This window comes from Stenotrophomonas sp. YJH_SMC_25 (assembly GCF_059369595.1).
On the sequence record NZ_JCAFSV010000016.1, the window covers coordinates 75,706 to 97,422 of the forward strand.

Consider the following 21,717-nt stretch of genomic DNA (forward strand, 5'->3'; position numbering starts at 1 on the left):
GGCGTGTAGAGGTTTCGCAGCCGGTGCATATGGGCTGCACACCGGCTCGACAGGGGGTGACCTAGGGTTGGTCTACCTTCAACAGTTGCCACGCCCGTGAACCTGCAGACGCTGCCACCCCTCCCGTATCGCATGCTGCCCGACAGCTGCCAGTTTGAATTGCTGGATGTTGATGCCCTGCAGGATCCCGCCAGCGGTCGCCTGCTGCATCTGTACTCGCTGGTGGCTCGTTGCCTTTCCTGTGAGACGGTGTTCAAGGCAGAGGAAGGCCAGGGGCTGGTGAGCCATTCTTCTGCCAGAGTGGTGCGCTGCCCCACGGGCTGCGGCCAGCAGGCCTTCAAGCCGTCCCTGCTGAGGGCGTGGTGTCCGCACGCGATTGCCAAGGCCTGATTGGCGTGCGTAGCCGTCACAGCAGCGCGGGGTTGGCCTGCCAGACTGAGTAGTTCAGCGCGCAGGCAAACGAGATCCAAGCCAGATAGGGCAGCAGCAATATCGCCGCAACGCGATTGACGCGCGCAAACGTGACGACCGTGGCGCACACCAGTGCAATCAGTAGAAGAATGTCAGCGAACGCGACGGCGCCAAGTTTCCAGCCGAAGAACAGCCAGCTCCATAGTGCGTTGGCGGCCAGTTGCAGCAGATAGAGCAGAAGCGCCGGTTGAGCGCCGCGCCAGCCGCGCTCGCGCCATACCCGCCAGGCCGCCACCGCCATCAAGGCATAGAGCAGCGTCCACACCGGACCGAAGACACCTGCCGGCGGTGCCCACGCGGGCAGGTCAAGCGAGGCATAGAAGGCGGCCGCCGACGAAGACGCCCACGCGCCCAGCGCGGCCGCAGCGAAAGTAATGGCCAACCAGCCCAGAAACCCGAAAATCTGTGTGCCACGCTTCATCCACAAACCGCTCCATGCTCCGTATGCGATGCATACGCATGAAGGCGTCATCTGGATGCAGGCGTGCCGGTTTCAGTCTGAAGACCCGCCAGTGCCTGCTGGCAGAAGGGAAGGGCGCTCGTCAAACCACTCGCGTGCCTTGGCCAGGTGCCACTGGCGCTGCCCGCCGTCCAGTTCGATGCCCGCACCCAACAGCCCCCAGCGCAGATAAAGGTCACCGCGCTTGCGCTGTTCCAACAGGTCCAACCGCGCGCGCACCGACAGCCGATCATTCTCGGCCTGCAGGCCATCGATCACCAGATGGCCCGGGCGCCAGCGCAGCCTGGCCTGCGCATCCACCTGGCCTGAATCCAGCAGCGACAGGGTCCAGCGCGGATAGTCCGTGCGTTCCGCGAATAGCGCCAGCAGGGGCCGCGCATCGCTGAGTGTCAGCTCGGTGGTGGCATCCACCTGGAAGGGCGATTGCGCGTCGATGCGGCCGCGCTTGAAGGCCACGCGACCTTTCCACGCGGTCGAGCGTTGGGTGCCGGTCACCTGCACGTTGCGCAGCTCGACCGTGGTGCCGGACAGATCGAAGTGACGCTGGTTGAAGTCGCCCCGGCGCAGCGTTGCGTCCACATCCACATCGCCGCCCATGTCCAGTCCTGCGACTCTGGCGCTGGTGTTGCGCCCGTGCAGGCGGGCCGTGCCATGGCCAACGCGGCCATCGGTATCGAGCGTGGCATCACCGCTGAGTGAGCCGGTGCCGCGCAGCAGGCGCACCTGTTCTGAACCCAGATAGCGGTTGTAGGCGGACAGGTCCGGAATGGTGGCGTCGCTGAAGCTCAGGCGCGCGCGCACCCCCTTGCGCAGTTCCTGCAGGCGTCCGTCGCCGGTGAGGTCCAACGCCAGATCGCGGCCGTCGAACAGCCGAACGGCCTTGGTATCGGTGGGACGCGCGGTGAAGCGGGGCAGGCGGACGGCAAGCAGCGCCTGGCTGGGGTCGCCGCCCTTCAGTTCCCCATGCGCGCTGGCGGTACCGGCAAGCCGGACGCCGGCGACCTCGGCGACTGCTTCGGCAGAGGGAATGTCCACCGTGCTGCCTTCGCTCAGCTCGCCATTGCGCAGCCGCAGGTCGGCCTTCAGCGTGCCGCCACCGTCCAGTTGCAGCCACGGCTTGCGGACGAACAGGGCAGGGATCCAGTTGAGCGAGGTGAACGTCCATTCGCCGCGCACCGTGCCGGAACTTCGCTCCAGCAACTGCGCCGGATCCTGGAAGGGAATGTCACGACCGGTGACGTGCAGGTCCGCATCCACTTCGCTGCCCGAGCCGGGTCGGGCTGGCAGGCGTGCCTGCAGGCGCAGGTCATTGGCCACATTGAGCTGAAGGGCCAGCACGCCGCGATCGGGAGCGCCGTCCCCAAGATAGAGCGGCACCTGCCATAGAGCGTGGTCGCCGGGCTGCAGCTGGCCGGCGATCAGGTGTGCCGAGAGCTGCAGGTGGCCCGGCACCGGTGCGCTGGAGATCTTCGGGGTGGTGGCATCCGTATCCATGCGCAGGCCCTGGCTGCGTGCATCAACATCCAGCTGGGCATGCAGTATCTTCAGTTTGGCGAGCCCAGGTGCCTGGTCCCGGTAATGGCGCGGGTAGCTGAAGCGTGCCGCCAGGTTCATGTCACCCAGCAGCTGCACGCCATCGAAGCTGGTGTCCGCCCCCTTGAACGTGACGGTTGAATCCAGCAGTTCCGAAGGACCGCCGCGTAGCTGCTTGACGAAGCCGACCGTGCCCTGACCCTTGCCGATGATCAGCAGCTTGCCGAAACGGGCGCTGCGGATGCTGTCGCTGTGGATGGCATCGAAACGCAGCGTCCAGCCCTGGTCGCTGCGCGGGGGCGGCGGGATGGCCTCTTCAACACGGCTGATCTCGGCCGATACGCCCGTGGCCTGCAGACGCGGAACCCGCACTTCGCGCTGGAACAGCGGCAGGACTGCCAGCCTGGCGCTTGCCCGGTCGGCATGCAGCACGTAGACGGTGTGGTTGACGTGGCCGCGCATGTGCACGTTCCAGGCGATCACGTGGCCGGGCAGCAAGGTGACGGCTGGGCCGGTAGTCATCACGAACTTGTGCGGCTTGCGGTTGGTGACCTGGTCGAACAGCGGGGTGTTGAGGAAGATGTTGCCCACCAGGAGGTAGGCAACATACAAGCCCAGCAGGATGTAGATGGCAATGCGCCATCGCCGGGGCAGGTGATGTGCGGGCGCAGGAGGAGGGGACATGTACCACTCGAACAACGAGGACCCCCGCACTATTGCGAAGTGAGCGGCGGCAGCATGTGAAGCCGCCGCGCCGCGCAGGTTCGCCGTGACCTGCCACGCTAAATCAATTGCAACCCATCGGGATGGAACCGGGTTTCATACAATCCATCCGGCACCTATCCGATATCCAAGGAAGACACTGTGAGACAACGCGTCATCGTATGCCCGCTGATCCAGAACCAGGGCGCCTACCTGCTGTGCCGCATGCCGTTGGATCGTGGTGCATTTCCAGGCCAATGGGCACTGTCCGGTGGCGGGCTGGAGCCCGACGAACGCATCGAGGAAGGCCTGCGCCGGGAGATCCGCGAAGAGCTGGGGCACGCGCTGCAGATCGGTGCCGTTCAACCGTGGACCTTCCGCGACGACATCCGCACCAAGCTCTATCCGGACGGTTCCAGCGAGCAGATCCACATGATCTACCTGATCTTCGACTGCGAAGCACTGAATCGTGACGTTACGATCAACGAGGAGTTTGATGCCCATGCCTGGGTAGAACCGAAGGATCTGGGTGCGTACGACCTCAATGCGGCGACCCGAATCACGCTTCTGGCGAAGGGGCTGCTTTCGAACTAGTGCAGGAAGAGGCACCGGGTCTATATCGAGGGCCTGCGCCAGCGGACTGCCATAGGCTATTAACGTGACGCGTCACGCCGGACGGAAATCACGTTCCTGTCAGGGCAAGTGACCGGCCGATGCGATTGGAGGCGGGAGAACGATGAAGGTCCTACTTTGGGCACCCATTGCTCTATTTGCCTTCGCTACGCCGCCGTCCTTCGGGATGCTTTGAACATAATATACATTATGCGAAAAAGTGGTAGTTATTGAGGTGTTGCGTTGAGAAGGCCTTCTAGGCCTACTTGACCGCAACAGTGACGTGATAAATGGTACAAATCATGCTGCTCTCTCCAAGAGTTCCTTGTGCTTAGACTGCTGAATGATCCTCAAGTCCCGAGCTCACTCCGAGGCGCATTGATTGTCGATGATCGCTACAGGCTGCCGCGCTACTGGGCCAGCGTCTGGACATCGATGTCGAGTTCTGAGCTTGCCGCATCCACTCAGGTCAAGCGGCTACGCTATGTGGAGAACCTCTACGCCCACGCAGACAGCCTATTTGGAACCAGTTCTCTAGACGATGCATTGGGCGACCTGGATGACGTACGGCTTGCCGAGATTCTTGAGTCTTGGTTCATATCCATTCGAAACCAAGCCTACGTAGGGTCCGCCGACGAGACACGTTGGAGAACCGGGTTGTCCTTCGTCACGGCCGTAGTCACTTGGCTGTCGAAGACAACCCTGCCAACGGATCGATTACGGCATATCGAGGGTCGGCTGCATCGCCTGTCCAATCTCTATGGGCAGCTACATGTGCGAAAGAGCAAGCACGCGAGCCAGATCCGTTCACTGCCGGCCAGCGTGGTTGAAGTGTTATACGAAATGTTGGACCCAGCATCTGCGACCAACCCATTCCCCAGAACGCATACCAGGTGGCTAACCTTCGTGGCCTTCTTGTTGATGCTTCACCAGGGCCTCCGGCGCGGTGAGCTGATGCTCCTCACGGCGGATGTTGTCAAAAGCGGATTCGATGATCGTCAACAACGACCCCGGCACTGGTTGAACGTGTCGGAAAGCAAGTATTCCGATGACGAGGTTGATCCACGGTATTCGCGACCCAGCATTAAATCTGCGGATTCCGTTCGTCAACTGCCAGTGAGCAACACGATTGCTGCGTTGGTGCAAACCTACGTCGAGAACTATCGAGGAAAGCCAAGTCACGCCTTCCTGTTGAACACGCAGCAGAACACGCCGTTGTCAACGGAGTCTTTGACGAAGATGTTCGCAAAGATCTCCGTGAGCCTCCCACGCGCTGCCCTTAAAGAGCTAACGGACAGAAATCAGAAGACGACCATAACACCCCACGATCTGCGTCATACATGCGCCGTGGTAAGACTGAATCAGCTGCTGCAGCAGGGTGATCCAATGGAAGAAGCGCTCCAGAAGCTCAGGGCGTTTTTTGGTTGGTCCAGAGAGTCACAGATGCCAGTTCGCTATGCCCGGGCAGTGTTTGAAGATCGTCTCTCGTCAGTCTGGAACGACGCGTTAGACGAGAGAGTTTCCGTTCTAAGAGCGATCCCCTCCTAGGTCTCGCTTGGAGCGCGACATGGCTAGAAATGAAAATATTCAATGGCAGCTGGAAGCTGGGGCTTGCGAAATAGTTGCTCAACTACCGTCGTTGCCTCCGGTGATTCGGTACTACGACGATTTCGACGGAAAGCAACGATCAATTCGAGATCCAGCCAATGCCAGATGTTTTGCGGTTCATATCGATGGCCGGGTTGTGAAAGTTGGCTTTGATCATCTGTCCGAGCAACTCGCCTTGTTGATAAAACACGTCTTCTTGTACCTCCTGGGTGAAGGCCTGGCTCCATCGTCGGCAAGCAAGTACGCCCGTGGCAGCAAGGCAATCGGCGAGGCAGAAATCGTCAGGTTGTTGGGGGTAGCACCAACAGGAATAGGATCATTCTGGGCGACATTTTTTGCACGCGACCTGCCGGCGGAAGCGTACGCGTGCGCGAAATCTATCCTGCGACTGCTATGCAAATATCGACTCAACCAATGGGCTGACTCCTATCACGGTGTGATATCCGCCCTGCCCCTTCCCTTCAACGACAAGTACGCCGTCGTCCGGTCTGGCGAAGCGTTTCTCTCGGTGGATGATGAAGCGGCGGTAGTTCGTTTTTTGGACGAAGCGGCAATCCAGGCCAAAGCGTCGTCGCTGACCCTCGAAGATGTGCAAGACGCAGCGATGCTGCTGTGTGCGTACCAGTTCGGGATGCGACCGGTTCAGATCGCAATGCTCACGTTTCGTGACGTCAAAGTTCGTCACGAATCCGTCGACATGTTCGCTTCCGTCCACATCACATTCCGCATGGCGAAACAGCGGAGTTCTAGTGCCGCCAAGCCGCTGCTTAGACGAGTAAAACGCGAGTGGACACCTCTTTTCGTCGAGATCGAACGGCGCTTTCAGGTTGATGGCGATGACGCGGGCGCTAGGGTGTTCGGCGCCACATCCGCAAATGAAGCAAGTCGTCGCATCAGCTCCCTACTCCGCGATCTGCTCGAGCTTGGCGCGACTGCCGTCAATCTACGACATACAGCCGCTCAACGCCTCGTTGACGCCGGCGCAAGCCAAGAGGAACTGGCCGAGTTCCTTGGGCACTCGGATATGACGACTGCGCTCGTGTACTACGAAACATCGGCCAACCAGGCTGAGCGGGTGAACAAAGCCCTGGGAATCTCCGAGATCTATCAGCGCGTGGCTCGCATTGCCCACAATCGTTTTATCGGTCCAGAAGAACTCGCGCAATTGAAAGAGTCCCAGCAGATTGGCGGAGCGCCACATGGTGTTCCGATCGCGGGGATCGGTGGGTGCACCTCCGGGCAGGCTGCGTGTCCCTACAACCCGATCTTGTCCTGCTACGGCTGCAGGAAGTTCATGCCGATTCACGACGTTCAGATGCACTCGAGAGTTCTAGCCGACTTTCGGGATGTGGCGCGGTTTTTCCACGACTCGTCTCGTGGCGACGCGGTTTCGCCGGCCTATCTACAGCTTGAACGGACGATCGCAGAGGTTCAGGCAGTGGTGGTTGAGCTCGAAGGTACGCCGTCTTGAATCCCCACTTCGCCGCTTTCATCAAGCTCGGAATGGAACTGGCCGCGACGCATGGGGTTCCTTGGGGAATTCCTCTGGACCAGAGCGGCACGGCGATCAAAGGGTACGACTGGGACCTCACTGCGCTTGCAGGAGGCGTTGCACCTAAGCATCGCTTGCGCCACTTCAGTTCGGAACCTTCGGCACTTGATGCGCTCAACGCAGCCCACTCTTCGAACGGGCTACCGGTTCTGCATGCGCGCACTTTTTCGCTCGCATGGCAAGACCTCATCAAAGCTGCCGTCATGGAACAGCTGTTTGTTCGCCGCAACTCGTTCGGTCACATCGCCAACAATGTGGCACGCCCCTTGCGCGTGATCGCTACATGCGCGGGGGACGCTGAGCCGTGGAGTGTCACCGTCGACGAGATGGCTCTCGCGGTTCGCACCGGCAACAGCATCCAGGCGTCGGGCAAGCTTGGCGACTTGATCGCGGGTCTGACCAAGGTGGTGTTTGATGCCAACCATTTGGCCGATGTGGGGCCGCTCTACCCTGCCCTCGCCGCCGCACGTCTCCAGCCTAGAGCCACTCGGCGGTCCAAATTTCTCAATTCTCAAGCGGAGATTCGGCACAACCTGGAAGATCGCAAGCGCGCTGAGCGCCTACCAGAACGTCGCGCGTTCTGGGAGTTGGTCCGGATCGTTATGACCGAGCAGCCCCTGACCTTCATGGACGAACTGCGCTTTGCGGCCATTCGCATCATGATCTTGACGGGCTTCCGAATTGGTGAGGCCACGCTCCTCCCCGCTGAGTGGCGGACGGACCGGCACTATTACGACTCGAAGCAGCGGCCTGCAGGGGAGCTAGGTGGCTACTCCAAATCGCTCATGATTCGGCACTTCGCCGAAAAGCAGCAGGCAAAGAATGCAGATAGCAAGGTGCTAGTCGCCAAGACTCACTACGTTCCCCAGATGTTCGAGGAGATCGTGAGCGAGACCCTGACCCGTGCTGAGGCAATCACAAATCCGCTACGAAGCACGCTGAGGAAGCAAACTGAAACAGGGCGCGTTCTGCCAGACTTTGCGCTCGGTGAGCTGGTGCCGACCACGCAAATCTACTCTCGCCTTTCCGGAAACGCCTTCTGGCTAGACCTGGCCGAGGACAAGAAACAGTATTGGATGCAGAAGTGCCGTCAAAACTATTCCGCTGATTGCTTCGACGAGCTCCAGAAAGTTCAAGAGAGCTTGAATGCCAGTCTTCAAGGTGAAATGAGTGCGACCGCTCGCATGTACTTTCGCCGGATGGCGGGATTCGAGGGCAAAGATGGTGGCGCATTGGTGCTGAGAGACGTCGAAGGCAGGGCGGTCTCACCCAACGGCAAGCGCGACATGAGCAAGGTCTTCGTAAGAATCGGAGATCTTGAAAGTTACCTTCGTGTCGCGGCCAGCTCAAAGTTGCCGGACACCGAGCTTTTCAGTCTGACCGATCGCAGCTTTGCTTCCTGGGAATTCCTTTTCCTGCATCCGAAACGGTCCCTAGCCGAGGAGCGAAACAATGGGGTCTGCGATGTCACCCGATACATCTCCGTTGGTCGGCCCGATACAAGCTTGGTCAATCTTTCCCTCGGCGAGCAGAAGTCCCGCGACACGCTTTTCAAACGGTATGGGCAATCTGACGACGACAAGGACCTGGTACTCACCTCCCATACCCTGCGTCACCTACAGAACACCGAGCTTTTCCGTCTCGGCGTAGCCGACACCGTCATCTCCAAACGCTTCAATCGCCGCAGCGTGGCCCAAAGCTACGAGTACGATCATCGCAGCTTGGCGGAAGAGTTGGATCAACTCGAACTGCCTCCAGACGTGGAAATGGCACTCGGCGAGAAAGCCAGCACTGTCGCGAAGATGATCCAATCCGGCAAAGCCAGTGGTCCAATCGTGGATGCGTTCAAGAAGATCCAGAGCGCGGAGGGTGACACCGCAGCGTTCGAGTTTCTGAAGGTCGAAGCCGATGGCTTTCACGCGACTCCATACGGACATTGCTTGAACAGCTTCACTGTCGATCCGTGTCCAAAGCATCTGGAGTGCTTCTCCGGCTGCCGTCATCTGTCGGCAACCAACTTGCCGGAGAACCGCCGTCACCTGCGGACGCTCGAACTCAAGTTGGCCGCGGCTGTCGAGATCGCAGAAGCCAGGCCATCAAAGAGCATCGGCCGCACGAACCAGATTCAACATGCCAAGGTCAGACTTGACGGCGTGCGCACGCTCCTGGCGACCAAGGAAGGCGATAAGCCATTCCCTGATGGTCCCGACCTCTCTCTTCCTCGCCGCAGCGGAGTCATGGATGGATAACGACAGCTTGCAACAAGCCACACGCGATTGCGATCCGGAAATGCGCCGAGTGCTGGACGACCTGCTATCGCGCGACGAGGACATCACCGCGCGGGCGGTTGCACGCTTGCATCCGCAAATCAAAGCCGCATCATCGATCACCCGCAGCAAAGAACGCAGCCGCATGCTTGCGCAGTATCAGGAGCGGCAAGCCGAATTCCGTCGTTGGCGAGGCAGGCCTGGAAAGCTCTCTGGTGATGCCGCGGCCAGCGCCCTGGCAGATCGCGATGTGCGCATCGCCGAGCTTGAATCGCAGGTCGCTCTGCTCACGGCATCCCACGTCGCGATGATCCGCGCAGTAGGCGAACTGGGCGGCTTCAGCAAGTGGGCACAGTTCTATGAATCGTACAGCGGCTCAAGGGACCAGCTGGCGCAGCTGGGCGCGCTGCCAGAAGCAACGGTGGAGTCACTTCCGCAGCGCAGGCCAAAGTAATCGGCGATGCTTCGACCGCGGTGCGGAAGCGTGTGATTCACGCGAATCTATTGAGGAGTAACCACTGAGCGGGCGCCAATTCCTCAAGCGCGTAGACCGCGCCGTTGGGCAGCGGCAGGCCAGTCTGGAAACGCCGGAAGCGGCGCATGTCATCACTGGTGTCTGCGCCGAACCCCAACAGCTTCCACGCCACCATGCCGATCCAGATGCCGTGACCGAAGCAGACCGTTCCGTCGGGTAGCAGCGGGAGCCGGTCGGTCATGAACGCGGATACTCGGCTCGCGAACTGCCCGAAGCTTTCGGCCTGCTCGCCCATCTGCTTTGTGGGATCACCCTCTTTCCAGAACGCATCGGCGATCGGGCGCCGTTGGTCTTGGTCCATGCCGGCGATCAACACCGGGTCGATCATGTCGAATTCCTGCAGCAACGGCTCCTGCTCGATCTTGACCTGCCTTCGCTTGGCGTAAGGCTCGGCGGTGTCCAGCGCCCTGATAAAGGGCGAGGCAAGAATCCTGGGGGGGCTGAGCTGGCAACCGAGCCGATAGCGCCTCTGCCTGCTTGCGCCCCGCTTCTGTTAGTGGAATCAAGGCATGGGGCATGGTGATGCCACCCGCATTGGAGACACTTTCTCCGTGGCGTACCAGATAGATGGAGCGATGCATCAAATTCGCAGCCCTGCCATTGTTAGTCCGCCTCCAGCACCTGCGGCACGTAGATGCGGCGCAACGGCAGCAGGCCCTTGTGGCGTGAATCGAACTGCTCGTAGTGGGCGAAGATCAGGTCCACCAGTTCATCTCCGTCGATCAGGCGCAGGTTGCCCTTGCCCTGTTCGAAATTACGGCAGGACGGGCTGTAGCTGCCCAGGGTCACGAACAGCCCGTATTCGCCGTGGGACAGCTTGCCGTACAGCGCCGACACGTCCTTGTCGGTCACGGTGTTGGGGCTGCTCTTGACCTGCACCTTGATGATGGGCGGCTCGATGCCCAGGTGGTCCTTGTGGGCGATCACGTCCACGCTGGGCTCGTTCACACGGGTCTTGCGCGCGTGGTAGCCCATGCACTGCAGCAGGTGCACCACGAAATCCTCCAGCGGCAGGCCCTTCAATTCCTGCGCCAGGCGCTTGAGCACGAAGTCGCGGGTGGTGTCTTCCATGTCATCGGTGACCAGGCTCACCGAATGGTCCTGGTCCACCGGCAACGGAGGTGCGGACTTGCCGCCCACCGCCGCGCGGAATTCGTCGGCATAGCTCTTGACCTGGAACAGGCTGAGCGCCGAGCCGATTTCGTACAGCGCGCCCTGGGTGAACTGCAGGCGCGGCACGTGGCTCAGCCATTGCACGCTGCGGCGGTGCGGGTACCCGTGGGTGGCATCGGCCACATGCTGGTACGGGCCAGTGACGCGGCCAATGTGTACCTGCTTGTCCTGCTTGGAGGGGTACACCACCAGGTCACCGGCCTTCATCTCGTGCAGGAACCGGTAGGGAATGCCGGACACCGTGGCAATGCCGCCCTTCTTCGCATCCGGGTAGGCCTGCACATAGCACTGCCGGAAGGCGTCGCGGTCGGCTGCCAGTACGGACAGGTCGCCCATGGCGTCCCAGCCGATGGCAATGCAGCCTTGCTTCAGGAACAAGGCATCGGCATCGCCGGTGCGGCCTGCGTGGATGCCCCACACCACTTCATTCATAGGAATGTCCTTGTGGGGGTCAGCCGTCTTCACGGATATCCAGCGGTGGCAGCGCAGCGACGATCTTCTGCGTTTCCAGGCTGACGGTGACCACGCGCTGGAACAGTTCCAGCGGGTACTTCGGGTTGCCCATGGTTTCGATGGCCCAGTCGTTGGCGTCGTTGACGATGCCGCTGGCCTTGTCCACGCGCAGGGCCTGGCGTTCCATCACCCAATCCAGCGCGGCCTTGCCGTTGACGATGTAGCCCCATGCGGTTTCGGGAATGTCGCGCAGTGTGATTTTCCCGTTGTAGATCACGGTGCCGCGGTCGTTGACGGACTTGCCGGTGTCCGGGTCTTTCTTCTTGGCGAACTTCATCTTCTCGACGCGGTAGTCGGCATCCAACAGCTTGCCCTTGGTCTCGATGGTGAGCGGGTACTTGTCCACCGTTTCGTAGTTCAGGTGCAGCGCGGCGAGGTCGCGGCCGGCGCGGCTGAAATGCCAGAAATCCTGTGCCGTGCGCACACGCGGGATGCGCGGCAGCTCCTTGCTCAGGTTGTCGGCATAGCGTTCGCGGTAGTCGGGGGAATGCAGCAGGCCGTAGATGTAATAGAACAGGTCTTCCTTGCTGATCGTCTCGCCCGGATAGGCGGACTGGAAATGCGCGAGGCCGGCATCGGTGATGGCCTCGCGTCGGCGTGGGCCATCATTGGGAATGCTCGCGAACAGGCCGTCATCGGATTGTTGGGCGGCTTCATCGTAGAGATAGAGCGGAAAACACTGGCCCTTCTCAATGGTGTCAAGGGACGGTATATGGCCAGAAATAATCGCGGAAAATCCAGATCGTGCTCCAGCTCCGCTTAGCTGAATTACTACGTTTTTTGCAGCAGCATCTGGGAAGATGCGCGGCATCTGCAGCACCATCTCGTTGAAAGTCCGATTGAAGTACAGCCATTGTTTGGTGAACGGGCGATACAGGCTGGGAACGATGCACTCGGCATCGAATGTGTAGGTGCGATTCTTGGTCAAGTTCTGCTTGAGCGCGCGAGTCCAACTGATGCGGAGTGGGTCGCTGTCAATGAATCCGTCCACGCGCTCCTGCCGCGCCTTGGTGTCCAGTCCAATATGCGCGGCATCGAAGCGCGCCACTTCGGCGTTGTAGAAGCCGATCATGTTGCGCATGTTTTCCGCAAGCTTGGCCTTGCTATGGCTGTAGGCCCAGGCATCTCGGTTGGTGGCCACGCCTAGCGAGAAGTTGTCGAACATCTTGGACGCGTCGCCCTTCTTGTCGCCCAGCGAGATGAAACGCCCGAAGCTGTCATCGCGCTGCTTCAGCCAGTCGCCATGCGCATCCGGGATGATGTGCTGCCATTCCTGTTCGGGAATACCGTCGACGCTGGCATAGGCTTCTATCCTGCCCAGCTTCTCATCGCGGCTTAGATCGTCACCAATATCGTGGTAGTAGACGTGACCACGCTGATTGGCTTCAGGATTTCTGATCAGAAGTGAGATGGCAATGCCCGCCATGCTGCCGCTTCCGAAAATGTTCTGACCTTCCTTCGCTTGTCCTTTGCTCAGCATGTTCTTGCGGATATCGCCGCGGAGATTGAATACATGCAGGCTGGAGAACTCGGCCACTAAGCAGCGCCGCACCCCGTCCATGGCGGCCTTCTCTAGATAGCCACCATTGGTGACGAAACCGATGATGCCGGCATTGCCGATGCGGTCGCTGGCCCAGCGGATGGCACGGACGTAGCTGTCGTAAAGCCCCTTGGACAACGCCGCGCCTGAGCGTGCGGCATAGGTTTCCGCGATGCGTGCATCCAACGCCGGATAGCCGATGTTCTGATTGTTGTCGTTTTGGCTGCCTTGTCCGATCGAATACGGCGGATTGCCTACAATCACGCGAATGTCGAGCGTCTTCTGCCGCCTGCGCCGCTGGCTGTTGTCCACCAGCAGCGCATCGACCAGATCCTCCTTCTCGTACATCTGGAAGGTGTCGGTCAGGCAGATACCCTCGAAGGGCACGTAGTCGCCGCCGGCGATGCCGTGATACGTGGCCTCGATATTGATCGCGGCGATGTAGTAGGCCAGCAGCACAAGTTCGTTGGCGTGGATCTCGTGCCGGTACTTGTGATCCAGCTCTTCCGGCTTGATCAGGCCGGACTGCAGCAGACGGGTGATGAAGGTGCCGGTGCCGGTGAAGGGGTCGAGGATGTGCACGCCATTGCTGCCGAGGGTCTGCCCGAACTCCTGCTCCAGCAAGTGATTCACGCTGTGCAGGATGAAGTCCACCACTTCCACCGGGGTGTAGACGATACCCAGGCGCTCGGTCATCTTCGGGAAGGCGTTGCGGAAAAACTTGTCGTACAGCTCGACCACGATCTTCTGCTTGCCGGCGGCGCTGTTGATGCCTTCGGCGCGCAGCTTCACGCTGTCGTAGAACGCCTGCAGGGTGTCGGCTTCCTTCTCCAGGTGCAGTTCGTCGAGTACGTCGAGCACGGCCTGCATCGCCTTGGACATCGGGTTGTGGCTGGCGAAGCTGTAGTCGGCGAACAGCGCGTCGAACACCGGCTTGGTGATCAGGTGCTGGGCCAGCATCTCGATGATCTCGGCGTCCGAGACCTTGTCGTTGAGGTCGTCGCGCAGTTCGTTGGCGAAGGCGCTGAAGGCTTCGCGGGCCTTGGCCTGACTGGGGTCTTCCAGCAGCGCCTTGATACGGTCGATGTGGGTCTGCGCGATTTTGGCGATGTCGTTGGCCCAGTCCTCCCAATGGTGGCGGTTGCCGCACTTCTCGACCACTTTGGCGTAGAGCGCGCGCTCGACTTCGCCGATCTCGAACTCGAATTCGCTTTGCACTTCGGCTTCGTAGCCGGGCTGGGCTTCACCGATACTGTGCCTGCTCTTGGCTTTGGCCGCCTTGCGGGCATTGCCGTCCAGCAGCCGCGCGGTCTTGCGCTGCACCGTGTCGGCGACGGCGACGACTTCCATCCGGCTGCGGTCCGGGCCGACGAGGTCGAGCTTGTTGACCATCGCGTCGAAGCGGTCGTCATGGCTGCGCAACGCCTGCAGCACCTGCCAGACCACTGCATAGGTGCGGTTATCGTTCAGCGCTTCGTGCGGCTCGATGCCGGCAGGGATCACCACCGGCAGCACCACGTAGCCGCGCTGCTTGCCCGGGGCATTGCGCATCACCCGGCCGGCCGACTGCACCACGTCCACCTGCGAGTTGCGCGGAGTGAGGAACAGCACCGCGTCCAGCGCCGGCACGTCCACGCCTTCGGAAAGGCAGCGCACGTTGCTCAGCACGCGACAGGTGTCCGGTGGCGTGGGTGCCTTGAGCCAGTCAAGCTTCGCTTCCTTCTCGCCGGCGTTCATGCTGCCGTCGACGTGCTTGGCCTCGCAGGTCATGCGCGCGGCGTCTTCGATGTCCTCGGCGTCCTGGTAGGCGTCCACGACCGCCTTGAACATGTCGGCGATTTCCTTCGAGCTGACCTTGTGGGTCTTGCCACCCCGGCTGGGCTCGATGACCTGGCAGAACGCGACCGCGCGCTTCATCGGTTCTGCGCTTTCGCCGGCACCCTCGTGGATGCCGAGCTTGGCCAGCGCCTTCCAGCAGCCGACGATCTTGGCGGCATCGTCCACGCGCAGGCTGTTGTTCTCGTCCTTCAGCAGAGTCTGGAGGCGGCGATTGATGTGGCTTTCCTCGACTGCCAGCACGATGACCTTGTAGTCGACCAGCAGGCCGCGCTTGACGGCTTCCGAGAAGGTGATGACGAACAGCTGTTTGCCGTACCAGGCCTCGTTGTCCATCGAGTACAGCGCCACGTTGTCGCGCTCGGCCACGGCCTTGGCCTCGTTGCCGTAGATTCGCGGGGTGGCGGTCATGTACAGGCGCTTGCCGGCGCGGATGTAGGCGGCGTCGTGCACGCGCACGAAGGCGGATTCGTCGTCGCCTTCGAAGGTGGCGCCGGTGGTGCGGTGGGCCTCGTCGCAGACGATCAGGTCAAAATCGGCCAGCCCCTGCTGCTGGGCGTCGTGGATGACCTCGATGGAGTGGTAGGTGCTAAACACCACGGTCATGTGCGCGTTGTCGCTGCGCGCGGCGACACCTTTGGCCAGTGCGCGGGCGTCGGTGGTGGCCGGGTAGCGCAGTTCGTGGGCGAGGGTCTGGACGGCGTCGTCCTCCTTGCGGCCCTTCTTCTTGCCGACGTCGCTGTCGGAACACACCGCGAAACTGTGCAGGGGAATCGCGCTTTCCTGGGTCCACTCGGTCAGCGTCTGCTGCAGCAGCGACAGGCTGGGCACCAGGAACAGCACGCGGCCGCCCTTGCCAGCCATGCTTTCCGCGATCTTGAGACTGGTGAAGGTCTTGCCGGTGCCGCAGGCCATGATCAGCTTGCCGCGGTCTGCGTCCTGCAGCCCGGCGGTGACCGCCTTGAGCGCGGATTGCTGGTGCGGGCGCAGGGATTTCTTCGCCTTCAGCGCGACCGGGGCGTTGGGCTGGAAGCGCGACCAGTCGATCTGGCTGGCTTCGAGATCGTGCAGGGTGATCTTGCTGACCGGCGGCTGCTGGTCGATCAGCGCGTTTTCGGCATTGTCGGACCAGTGGTCGGTGCTGGAAACGATGACCCGGTGCGCGAATGGCTTGCGGCCCGAGGCGGTGAAGAAGCTGTCGATGTCCTTCTTCTGCAGCCGGTAGTCCGGGTCGTAAAACTTGCACTGGATGGCGTGGATCGCGCCGGTTCCGGCTTCCTCGGCGACCAGGTCAATGCCGTCATCCTTCGCGCTGAAGCCGTGGGCGGGCGCCCAGTCGGACCAGGTCCAGACCTTGGCATACAGGTCGCGGTAGGTGGCCTCGTTGCGCAGGTAGGCCAGGATCAATTCTTCGAAGTAGGTGCCCTTCTCGCGCTCGGTCATCGAGGACTGGCGCAGGGTGTCGAGCAGAGTCTCAAGTACGGTCACAGATTCCGGATCCTGGCAAAACGGTGAATCGAAGGAAGAAAGGGGGCGACAGGACTCCCACGCCATTTGAAATCAATGACATTCATGGCATCGCGTGCCCCCTCCAGACCTCGATTCTAGGTGCCGCCGGCTCAAAGGGCGACAAGCGAGGATGATCGGTCACCGGAATCGTTGCCCGGATCCACGTAGGCGACCGGGTGCCAGCCACCGGCGGGCGGTGGAAGGACTTCGCACTCGCCCCTGGGCGCCGGCAGTTGTCGGATGACCCGGGCGGACTCCAGCCTGTCGACGAAGTCGTTGACGGGCGTGTAGAAGTTCGGAATCCGCTCGTTCTCTTCGTCGGTGAAAACCCAGTAAGCCAGCCCTCTCTTGGCGAACCCTGCGCGCTGGGCCTCGGCGCGGGCGGCGTACTGGGTGACGAAGAGCCTGTACAGCGCCCTCTCTGGGTAGAAGCTACGCCGGACCCACGCGGCGACGTCCCTCTGGTTGAAGCGATCACCCGGGGACCGCTTTGCCACGAAGTGGTCATGGGCCAGGAGCTGCCAAAGAACCGGGTCCACTCCGAAGATCCAGGCATCTTCATGGGCTCGAAGGCAGGCGGACCGAATCGCCGCTGGCACGGCGTCCAGGAGCTCGCTGACGCGGTCTTCCGCGCTGACCCGATACTCGCGCAGGATCCGCTCGATCCGCTCAGGCGAGGTCAGTTCCATGAGATGGCCCAGGTCCTCAGCGTGTCTCGCACGCTCCTGGCGGTGCATGTAGGCCTTCCGGCCCTCCTTGTCCCTGGTCTCCTGGGCCTCGCGTTCCTTGCGGGCCTGGGCCGCCTTGGCCATCTGCTCCCGCAGCTGTGCGATCTGCTGGTTCCTCGCCGCAACCTGCTCGTCCAGTTCCTGCTTGGAAGCCCCCCACTCCGCTACCGCCTCGGGACAGGAGATCCAACTGCGATTGGCAGCGTCATCGAGCACGGCGTGCTCGAAGGCGGCCAGGTCGTGGGGAGTGTCGCGGTGCAGCTGGGACAGGTCGATCTCGACCATCCTCCGGCCCTGCGCCTGGACGCGCGCCGCCTTGATGTCGCCAACGGCATGGGTCACGCGGATCTCGATCAGCAACTCGCCCACCTCATCCCGGGCAACGACATCGGGCTTGTAGCTGCCCAGCGATCGCTCGATCTCGATGTCGCGCAACGACATGCTGCGGCTCGGCTGGTCGACCTTCCGCCCCCAGTGGAGCCGGCCATCGTCGTCACGGGCATGCGGCGGGTTGGGCATGTCGATCGGGTCGCCGGTCCAGGCCGGGATCACCAGCCGCTGGTGGTCTGCGATCAGCTGCTTGGCCCGTTCGTGAATTCCGGTTTCACGACCCGTCTGGCAGCCGGTGTCAGTCAGGTGGGCGAAGTGGGGGCGCTTGCGGCGACTCTCCTTGGCCTTGGCCGACAGCGGGGCATGGCACCCCGGGCAGATGCAGCCGCACGCATTGCCTTTGGACACCTCGCTGGGGGCCCAGACACGGCCATCCTTCAGGCCAAACGGGACGCGGAACCCGCCACGCCGCGCCAGCGGGTTGCCCGACGGATTGCGAAGTGAGAACGGCTCTGGGATGGTGTCCATGGCGCTTTCCTTGATCGGAGGGAAAGCAGAAATTCGCGGCAGGCCATGGACGCAAACAGATCTAAACCCGCCCAAACGGGTAATCCACAGGTTGAATCCCTCCAATTGGCGCTTGAATGGCTGGATCGGGAGGGGGGACAGCAGCGCAATGCCCGGGTCCTTCGGGAGGTCATGGACACGACCCTGACCGCCATCTCGCGCGGCGAGCCGCCCCCCGAGACGGACACCACTACCCTTCGGCGCTCTTTCAGCAGTTGGAAGGAACTGGCGATGGCCAGTCCAAGGTATTCCGGGCGGCCGAGCTGGGGAACTGGTGGGAATCGCGACAGGAACAGCTTCGACAGCGGTGCGCTCAGGCAGGCTCTGCCCTTACCCCTTACCTCGTGGTCAAGAAAGGGGGCGGCCGTGGCCTGCCCTCTCGGCTGTCTTTCGATTTCCGCCCGACGCCCGAAGCGGAGCCCGAGGAGGACGTCGCGCCACCAGAGGCCGATCCGACCAAGATCCGCTACCAGATGGATCCAGCCAAGCCAGCGCTATGGCTCCGGCTGTTGGTGGGCAGCCGGCCATTCCCGGTGCAGTCCTGGCGCGGCTACGTGCTTATCGGAACCGCGGCCTTGAACATGGTGCTCATCGGACTCGTCTGGTTCTGGCTGTACACCTCATGGAGCCGTGGCCACGCGGTGACCACCGCGACACTGGCCCAGCTCGGCCTGGTGATGCTGGTGACGGCCGGGCTCTGGTGGTTGTTGCGGCCGGTGATCCTTCTGCCCACACAGCGGGTAACCATAGCGGAGCCCTCGTTCCTGGCGCTGAGCGAGCTCTACGGTCAGCTCCGCACCATGCCGGCGCCAGGTCGAAAGTTGAAGTCCCGAGAGTTCTCCGTCGTGCGCCACTGGGGCACGTGCCCGATCTGCTCGGCCGAGGTGGATCTGGATTACGGACGGGCCGCGTTTCCTGACCGATTGGTTGGTCGCTGCCATGATGCGCCGCTGGAGCACGTGTTCTCGTTTGACCCGGTGCGCCTTGTCGGGCGGTCATTGCTTAACGCGCAAGATGCAGGCTGAAGGAGTGGGCTCAGCCGCCCTACCCCGATAAACGTCCCCTAATCGCGTATGGCTGCATCATGTGGCAGATGGCCTAATCGGTACATCGGCCACATACGGTGTCGATACTTGACAGCCGCCCAGTGTCCATCCGGTTGGCATCTTTCCGTATACCACCCCGATCCAACGGCCACCGTCTACCGGATGCAGATGAAGCTCGTTGGACCATTGGACAGGGAATCATTTGGATCCTGGCTGCCCATCTTCCATCCTCCCATTTCGCGGCGCGGGGCCGGGCCAAAGCCCTCGCTCGAACGCAGGATTCAAGAACTGGGACAAAGCTTCGATCTGCTCGCCAGACAATGAAGCCCGCACTTCCTTGGCTATGCGTGCGCGCTGCTGCTCCGGCAGTTCTTGTGGCGCACTAGCGTCGTCCGGATCGGGCTGACCGGTTCCGGCACGTTGCAGCGGCATCGCTGCGCGAGCCAAGTCGTTTAGCAGGAAATGTAACACCTCGTCCTCTACTCGGCATTCCGCAAGGACACGCTCGCGGATGTAGTCAGCGAGTGATCGGCCTTCTATGCGGGCGGACTCGACAAGCTTGCGCTTCTCCTCGGAGGTAAAAGCGACCCTCACGGATTCGTTCCGAACGTCAGGCATTCACGTCTCCCGACTCATCGTCCGACTGGAAGGCGCGCACTGCCGGTTCGGCCGTCACTTGCTTGTGGCAGTTGACTGCTCGACCTGCTTCACCAGATCGCGCTTCTGCGTCTTGCTGAGATCATTCCAGCGTAGGAGCAGCTTGGCCAACATTTCGTCCTCGGTGTACAAGAACGCAGCAGGGACATTCAAGGCTTCCGCAAGCTTCTTCGCCATCTCGGCGCGAGGCTCATGCACGCCGCGTTCGTACTGGTTGACGCGAGGGCTCGCCACTTCAGGCTCCATACCGGCCAAAACGCCAAGCTGAGCCTGGGAAAAACCCGCGCGCTTGCGGGCTTCGGCCAGTCTCCGGGCAAAGATCGGACGCGAGGTGTCGGACACTGGGCCCCCTACGGTTGGAACCATAGGATGGCGCAAGCGTCCACGCTTTCACACTAAGATATACTTAGTATCCGGTCAAGTCTTCAAGGATCCAACTGCTTCATGGGCCTCTATCTGGTCGCACATGAGCACGGCATAGCCCTCGAGGTCCCGATCTCGGAGTCGGACGAGCGCGCCCTCGTTCGTCAATGGGCCCGGTTGCGAGAGGCGACCGCGCGTGAGCGATTCAACATTAGGCTTGGCAAGCACTTGACCAGCGCACTGTCTGAAGCCTTGGACTGGGACATAAAAGCACCAACTGATGCCCAGATGGCTCTGGCATCGGTGCTTGCCCAAAAACTAGCTACGGATGTGCCGCCCGGGGCATTGTCCTCCCGGTTGGAGATGTCACTCTTCATCGACAAGGCGTCTGCTCGCCTCCGCGACGGCTGACCGTGCGCTCGGAGGCACTTCTAGAACGGTGCCGAGCCTAAGCGCATCAGATTCTCAGCAAGTTGCTGCTCTGCTTCCGCGGGCTGCACTGCCCACACAGCACTCAATCCGAGTACGGCGAACGACGCCTCCCACGGAAGAATAGAGCGGCCATCAAATTGCGCAAACGGACCATCGGATTCGGTGAGCACCCTCTCCCTTGGCATGCGATCCACCAGAGCGCGTCCCTTTGAACTGCCTAGCATCGCTGGGCCCACACTGAACCAGCATCCCTGCTCCACCGCCTTGTCGACCTCTTTCGCCGTACCACTGAACCAATGAAGGATAGGAATTCCAGCGCTCGGATGCCCTGCCAGCCGACTCAGAACGTCTTTGCTAGCGCGGCGGCTGTGTAACGAGAGGATCTTGCCCCCTGCATTGGAGCAGGGGTTCTACCCCGAAATCACGGACGCTTGTGAAAGAGCTTGGAACTCCCGATCGCGCCTGGCGACTCTTCGCCGCATCCTCGGGTTATGGAACCGCTCGACGTATTCGAACACATCAGTCTTCGCTGCATCGAGTGTCAGGTACTTCGTGCGGTAGATCCGCTCGCGCTTGAGCACGCCGAAAAACCCTTCGCAGGCCGCGTTGTCGCCGCAGTGTCCCACCGCGCTCATCGAACAGACCAGGCCGTTTCTCGACAGATACCGCTGGTAGTCGCCGCTTCGGAATTGACTGCCGCGATCGGAATGCAGGATCACCGGCTCCGCGCCTTGCCGCTGCCATACCGCCATCTGCACCGCCCGGATCACCATGTGCCGGTCCTGCCTGTGGTGCATCGACCAACCCACCACGCGCTGGTCGAACAAATCCAGCACGATGCATAGATACAGCTTGCCTTGTCCTGTTTTGATCTCAGTGATGTCGGTGACCCATTTGGTCTCCGGCTCCAGTGCGGTGAAGTCCCGCTCCAGCAGGTTGCGCACGCCCGGAGGCGTGAGCGCCGGCCGTCCGCGCTGACCGCGCCGCTTCGGGCGCGGCCAGCCCTGCAAACCCTCGGCCGCCATCAGTCGCGCCACGCGGTTCAAGCTGGCCGACTCGCCCTGATCGACCAGGTCTTCGTGCATGCGACCGGCGCCGAGAGTGCCACGGCTGTCCTCGTGCATCTCGCGGATTCGCGCGGCTGACCTGCCCCCACTGGCCATACCAGTGATTACTGATAAAGCCCGGGGTTGAAGGTTACTGCGTTGTCGGCTTGTTGTGCTCGGTGGTTGGCAGCGAACTGGGCAGGCGGGATTCGACCGCAGCTGCTGTGTGGTCGCACC

General features: G+C 61.6%; 16 protein-coding genes and 2 pseudogenes. 8 read left to right on the top strand and 10 right to left on the bottom strand.

The genetic code is table 11. The features are described from left to right. Positions 1-96 precede the first annotated feature (96 nt). Positions 97-390 carry a hypothetical protein gene (locus AC5P7E_RS18315; protein WP_099485314.1) on the top strand — a complete coding sequence of 98 codons (294 nt, stop codon included), beginning with the start codon at positions 97-99 and terminating at the stop codon, positions 388-390. Positions 391-406: 16 nt separating this feature from the next. Here the strand turns inward: AC5P7E_RS18315 and AC5P7E_RS18320 are convergent, their stop codons facing one another. Next, the gene (locus AC5P7E_RS18320) at positions 407-892 is read right to left on the bottom strand and encodes a TspO/MBR family protein (RefSeq protein ID WP_099485313.1); all 486 of its coding nucleotides are present in this window, start codon (positions 890-892) and stop codon (positions 407-409) included. A 72-nt stretch (positions 893-964) separates the two neighbouring features. Beyond that, a complete protein-coding gene (locus tag AC5P7E_RS18325) occupies positions 965-3,148 on the bottom strand; it encodes an AsmA family protein (protein ID WP_114618432.1) in 2,184 nt (727 codons plus the stop codon). Between the two features lie 180 nt (positions 3,149-3,328). On the opposite strand from AC5P7E_RS18325, the gene nudI reads away from it, so the two are divergent. From nudI to AC5P7E_RS18350, 5 genes are all read left to right on the top strand, one after another. Next, complete coding sequence (gene nudI, locus AC5P7E_RS18330) at positions 3,329-3,760, top strand: nucleoside triphosphatase NudI (RefSeq protein WP_062607032.1); 432 nt, start codon at positions 3,329-3,331, stop codon at positions 3,758-3,760. 345 nt (positions 3,761-4,105) lie between these two features. Next, entirely contained in the window at positions 4,106-5,326 is a 1,221-nt protein-coding gene (locus tag AC5P7E_RS18335) for a site-specific integrase (RefSeq protein ID WP_032960048.1), read from the top strand. Positions 5,327-5,345: 19 nt separating this feature from the next. Beyond that, positions 5,346-6,857, top strand: coding sequence for a site-specific integrase (locus tag AC5P7E_RS18340; RefSeq protein WP_049449467.1), 1,512 nt, complete (start codon positions 5,346-5,348; stop codon positions 6,855-6,857). Further along, complete coding sequence (locus AC5P7E_RS18345; protein ID WP_032965863.1) at positions 6,854-9,187, top strand: hypothetical protein; 2,334 nt, start codon at positions 6,854-6,856, stop codon at positions 9,185-9,187. Before AC5P7E_RS18340 ends, AC5P7E_RS18345 begins: the two co-directional genes overlap by 4 nt. Then, the gene (locus AC5P7E_RS18350) at positions 9,180-9,659 is read left to right on the top strand and encodes a hypothetical protein (RefSeq protein ID WP_005409644.1); all 480 of its coding nucleotides are present in this window, start codon (positions 9,180-9,182) and stop codon (positions 9,657-9,659) included. The genes AC5P7E_RS18345 and AC5P7E_RS18350 overlap by 8 nt, the downstream gene beginning before the upstream one ends. A gap of 37 nt (positions 9,660-9,696) precedes the next feature. Here AC5P7E_RS18350 and AC5P7E_RS18355 read toward each other — a convergent pair. The 4 genes and pseudogenes from AC5P7E_RS18355 to AC5P7E_RS18370 form a co-directional block, all read right to left on the bottom strand. Beyond that, positions 9,697-10,321, bottom strand: a pseudogene (locus AC5P7E_RS18355) (histidine phosphatase family protein). A gap of 22 nt (positions 10,322-10,343) precedes the next feature. Then, positions 10,344-11,345 carry a restriction endonuclease gene (locus AC5P7E_RS18360; protein WP_005409646.1) on the bottom strand — a complete coding sequence of 334 codons (1,002 nt, stop codon included), beginning with the start codon at positions 11,343-11,345 and terminating at the stop codon, positions 10,344-10,346. A 19-nt stretch (positions 11,346-11,364) separates the two neighbouring features. Then, on the bottom strand, positions 11,365-16,290 hold the full coding sequence (locus AC5P7E_RS18365; RefSeq protein WP_495222861.1) for a DEAD/DEAH box helicase: 4,926 nt from the start codon (positions 16,288-16,290) through the stop codon (positions 11,365-11,367). A 131-nt stretch (positions 16,291-16,421) separates the two neighbouring features. Then, a complete protein-coding gene (locus AC5P7E_RS18370) occupies positions 16,422-17,897 on the bottom strand; it encodes a competence protein CoiA family protein (protein WP_049439816.1) in 1,476 nt (491 codons plus the stop codon). A gap of 383 nt (positions 17,898-18,280) precedes the next feature. Between AC5P7E_RS18370 and AC5P7E_RS18375 the strand changes: the two genes are divergently transcribed. After that, entirely contained in the window at positions 18,281-18,961 is a 681-nt protein-coding gene (locus AC5P7E_RS18375) for a hypothetical protein (RefSeq protein ID WP_005409649.1), read from the top strand. A gap of 219 nt (positions 18,962-19,180) precedes the next feature. Here AC5P7E_RS18375 and AC5P7E_RS18380 read toward each other — a convergent pair whose 3' ends face one another. Together AC5P7E_RS18380 and AC5P7E_RS18385 are read right to left on the bottom strand one after the other, a co-directional pair. Continuing rightward, entirely contained in the window at positions 19,181-19,600 is a 420-nt protein-coding gene (locus AC5P7E_RS18380) for a plasmid mobilization protein (protein WP_005409650.1), read from the bottom strand. A gap of 54 nt (positions 19,601-19,654) precedes the next feature. Next, a complete protein-coding gene (locus AC5P7E_RS18385; RefSeq protein ID WP_005409651.1) occupies positions 19,655-19,981 on the bottom strand; it encodes a helix-turn-helix domain-containing protein in 327 nt (108 codons plus the stop codon). Between the two features lie 102 nt (positions 19,982-20,083). Here AC5P7E_RS18385 and AC5P7E_RS18390 point away from each other — a divergent pair, with 102 nt between their 5' ends. Further along, positions 20,084-20,413: a hypothetical protein gene (locus AC5P7E_RS18390; protein WP_049439812.1), complete on the top strand. Its 330-nt coding sequence runs from the start codon at positions 20,084-20,086 to the stop codon at positions 20,411-20,413. A gap of 20 nt (positions 20,414-20,433) precedes the next feature. Here AC5P7E_RS18390 and AC5P7E_RS18395 read toward each other — a convergent pair whose 3' ends face one another. Next, positions 20,434-20,817, bottom strand: coding sequence for a TatD family hydrolase (locus AC5P7E_RS18395; RefSeq protein WP_080052373.1), 384 nt, complete (start codon positions 20,815-20,817; stop codon positions 20,434-20,436). A gap of 27 nt (positions 20,818-20,844) precedes the next feature. Next, a pseudogene (locus AC5P7E_RS18400) lies at positions 20,845-21,582 on the bottom strand (IS3 family transposase); the annotation flags it as partial. Positions 21,583-21,717 lie beyond the last annotated feature (135 nt).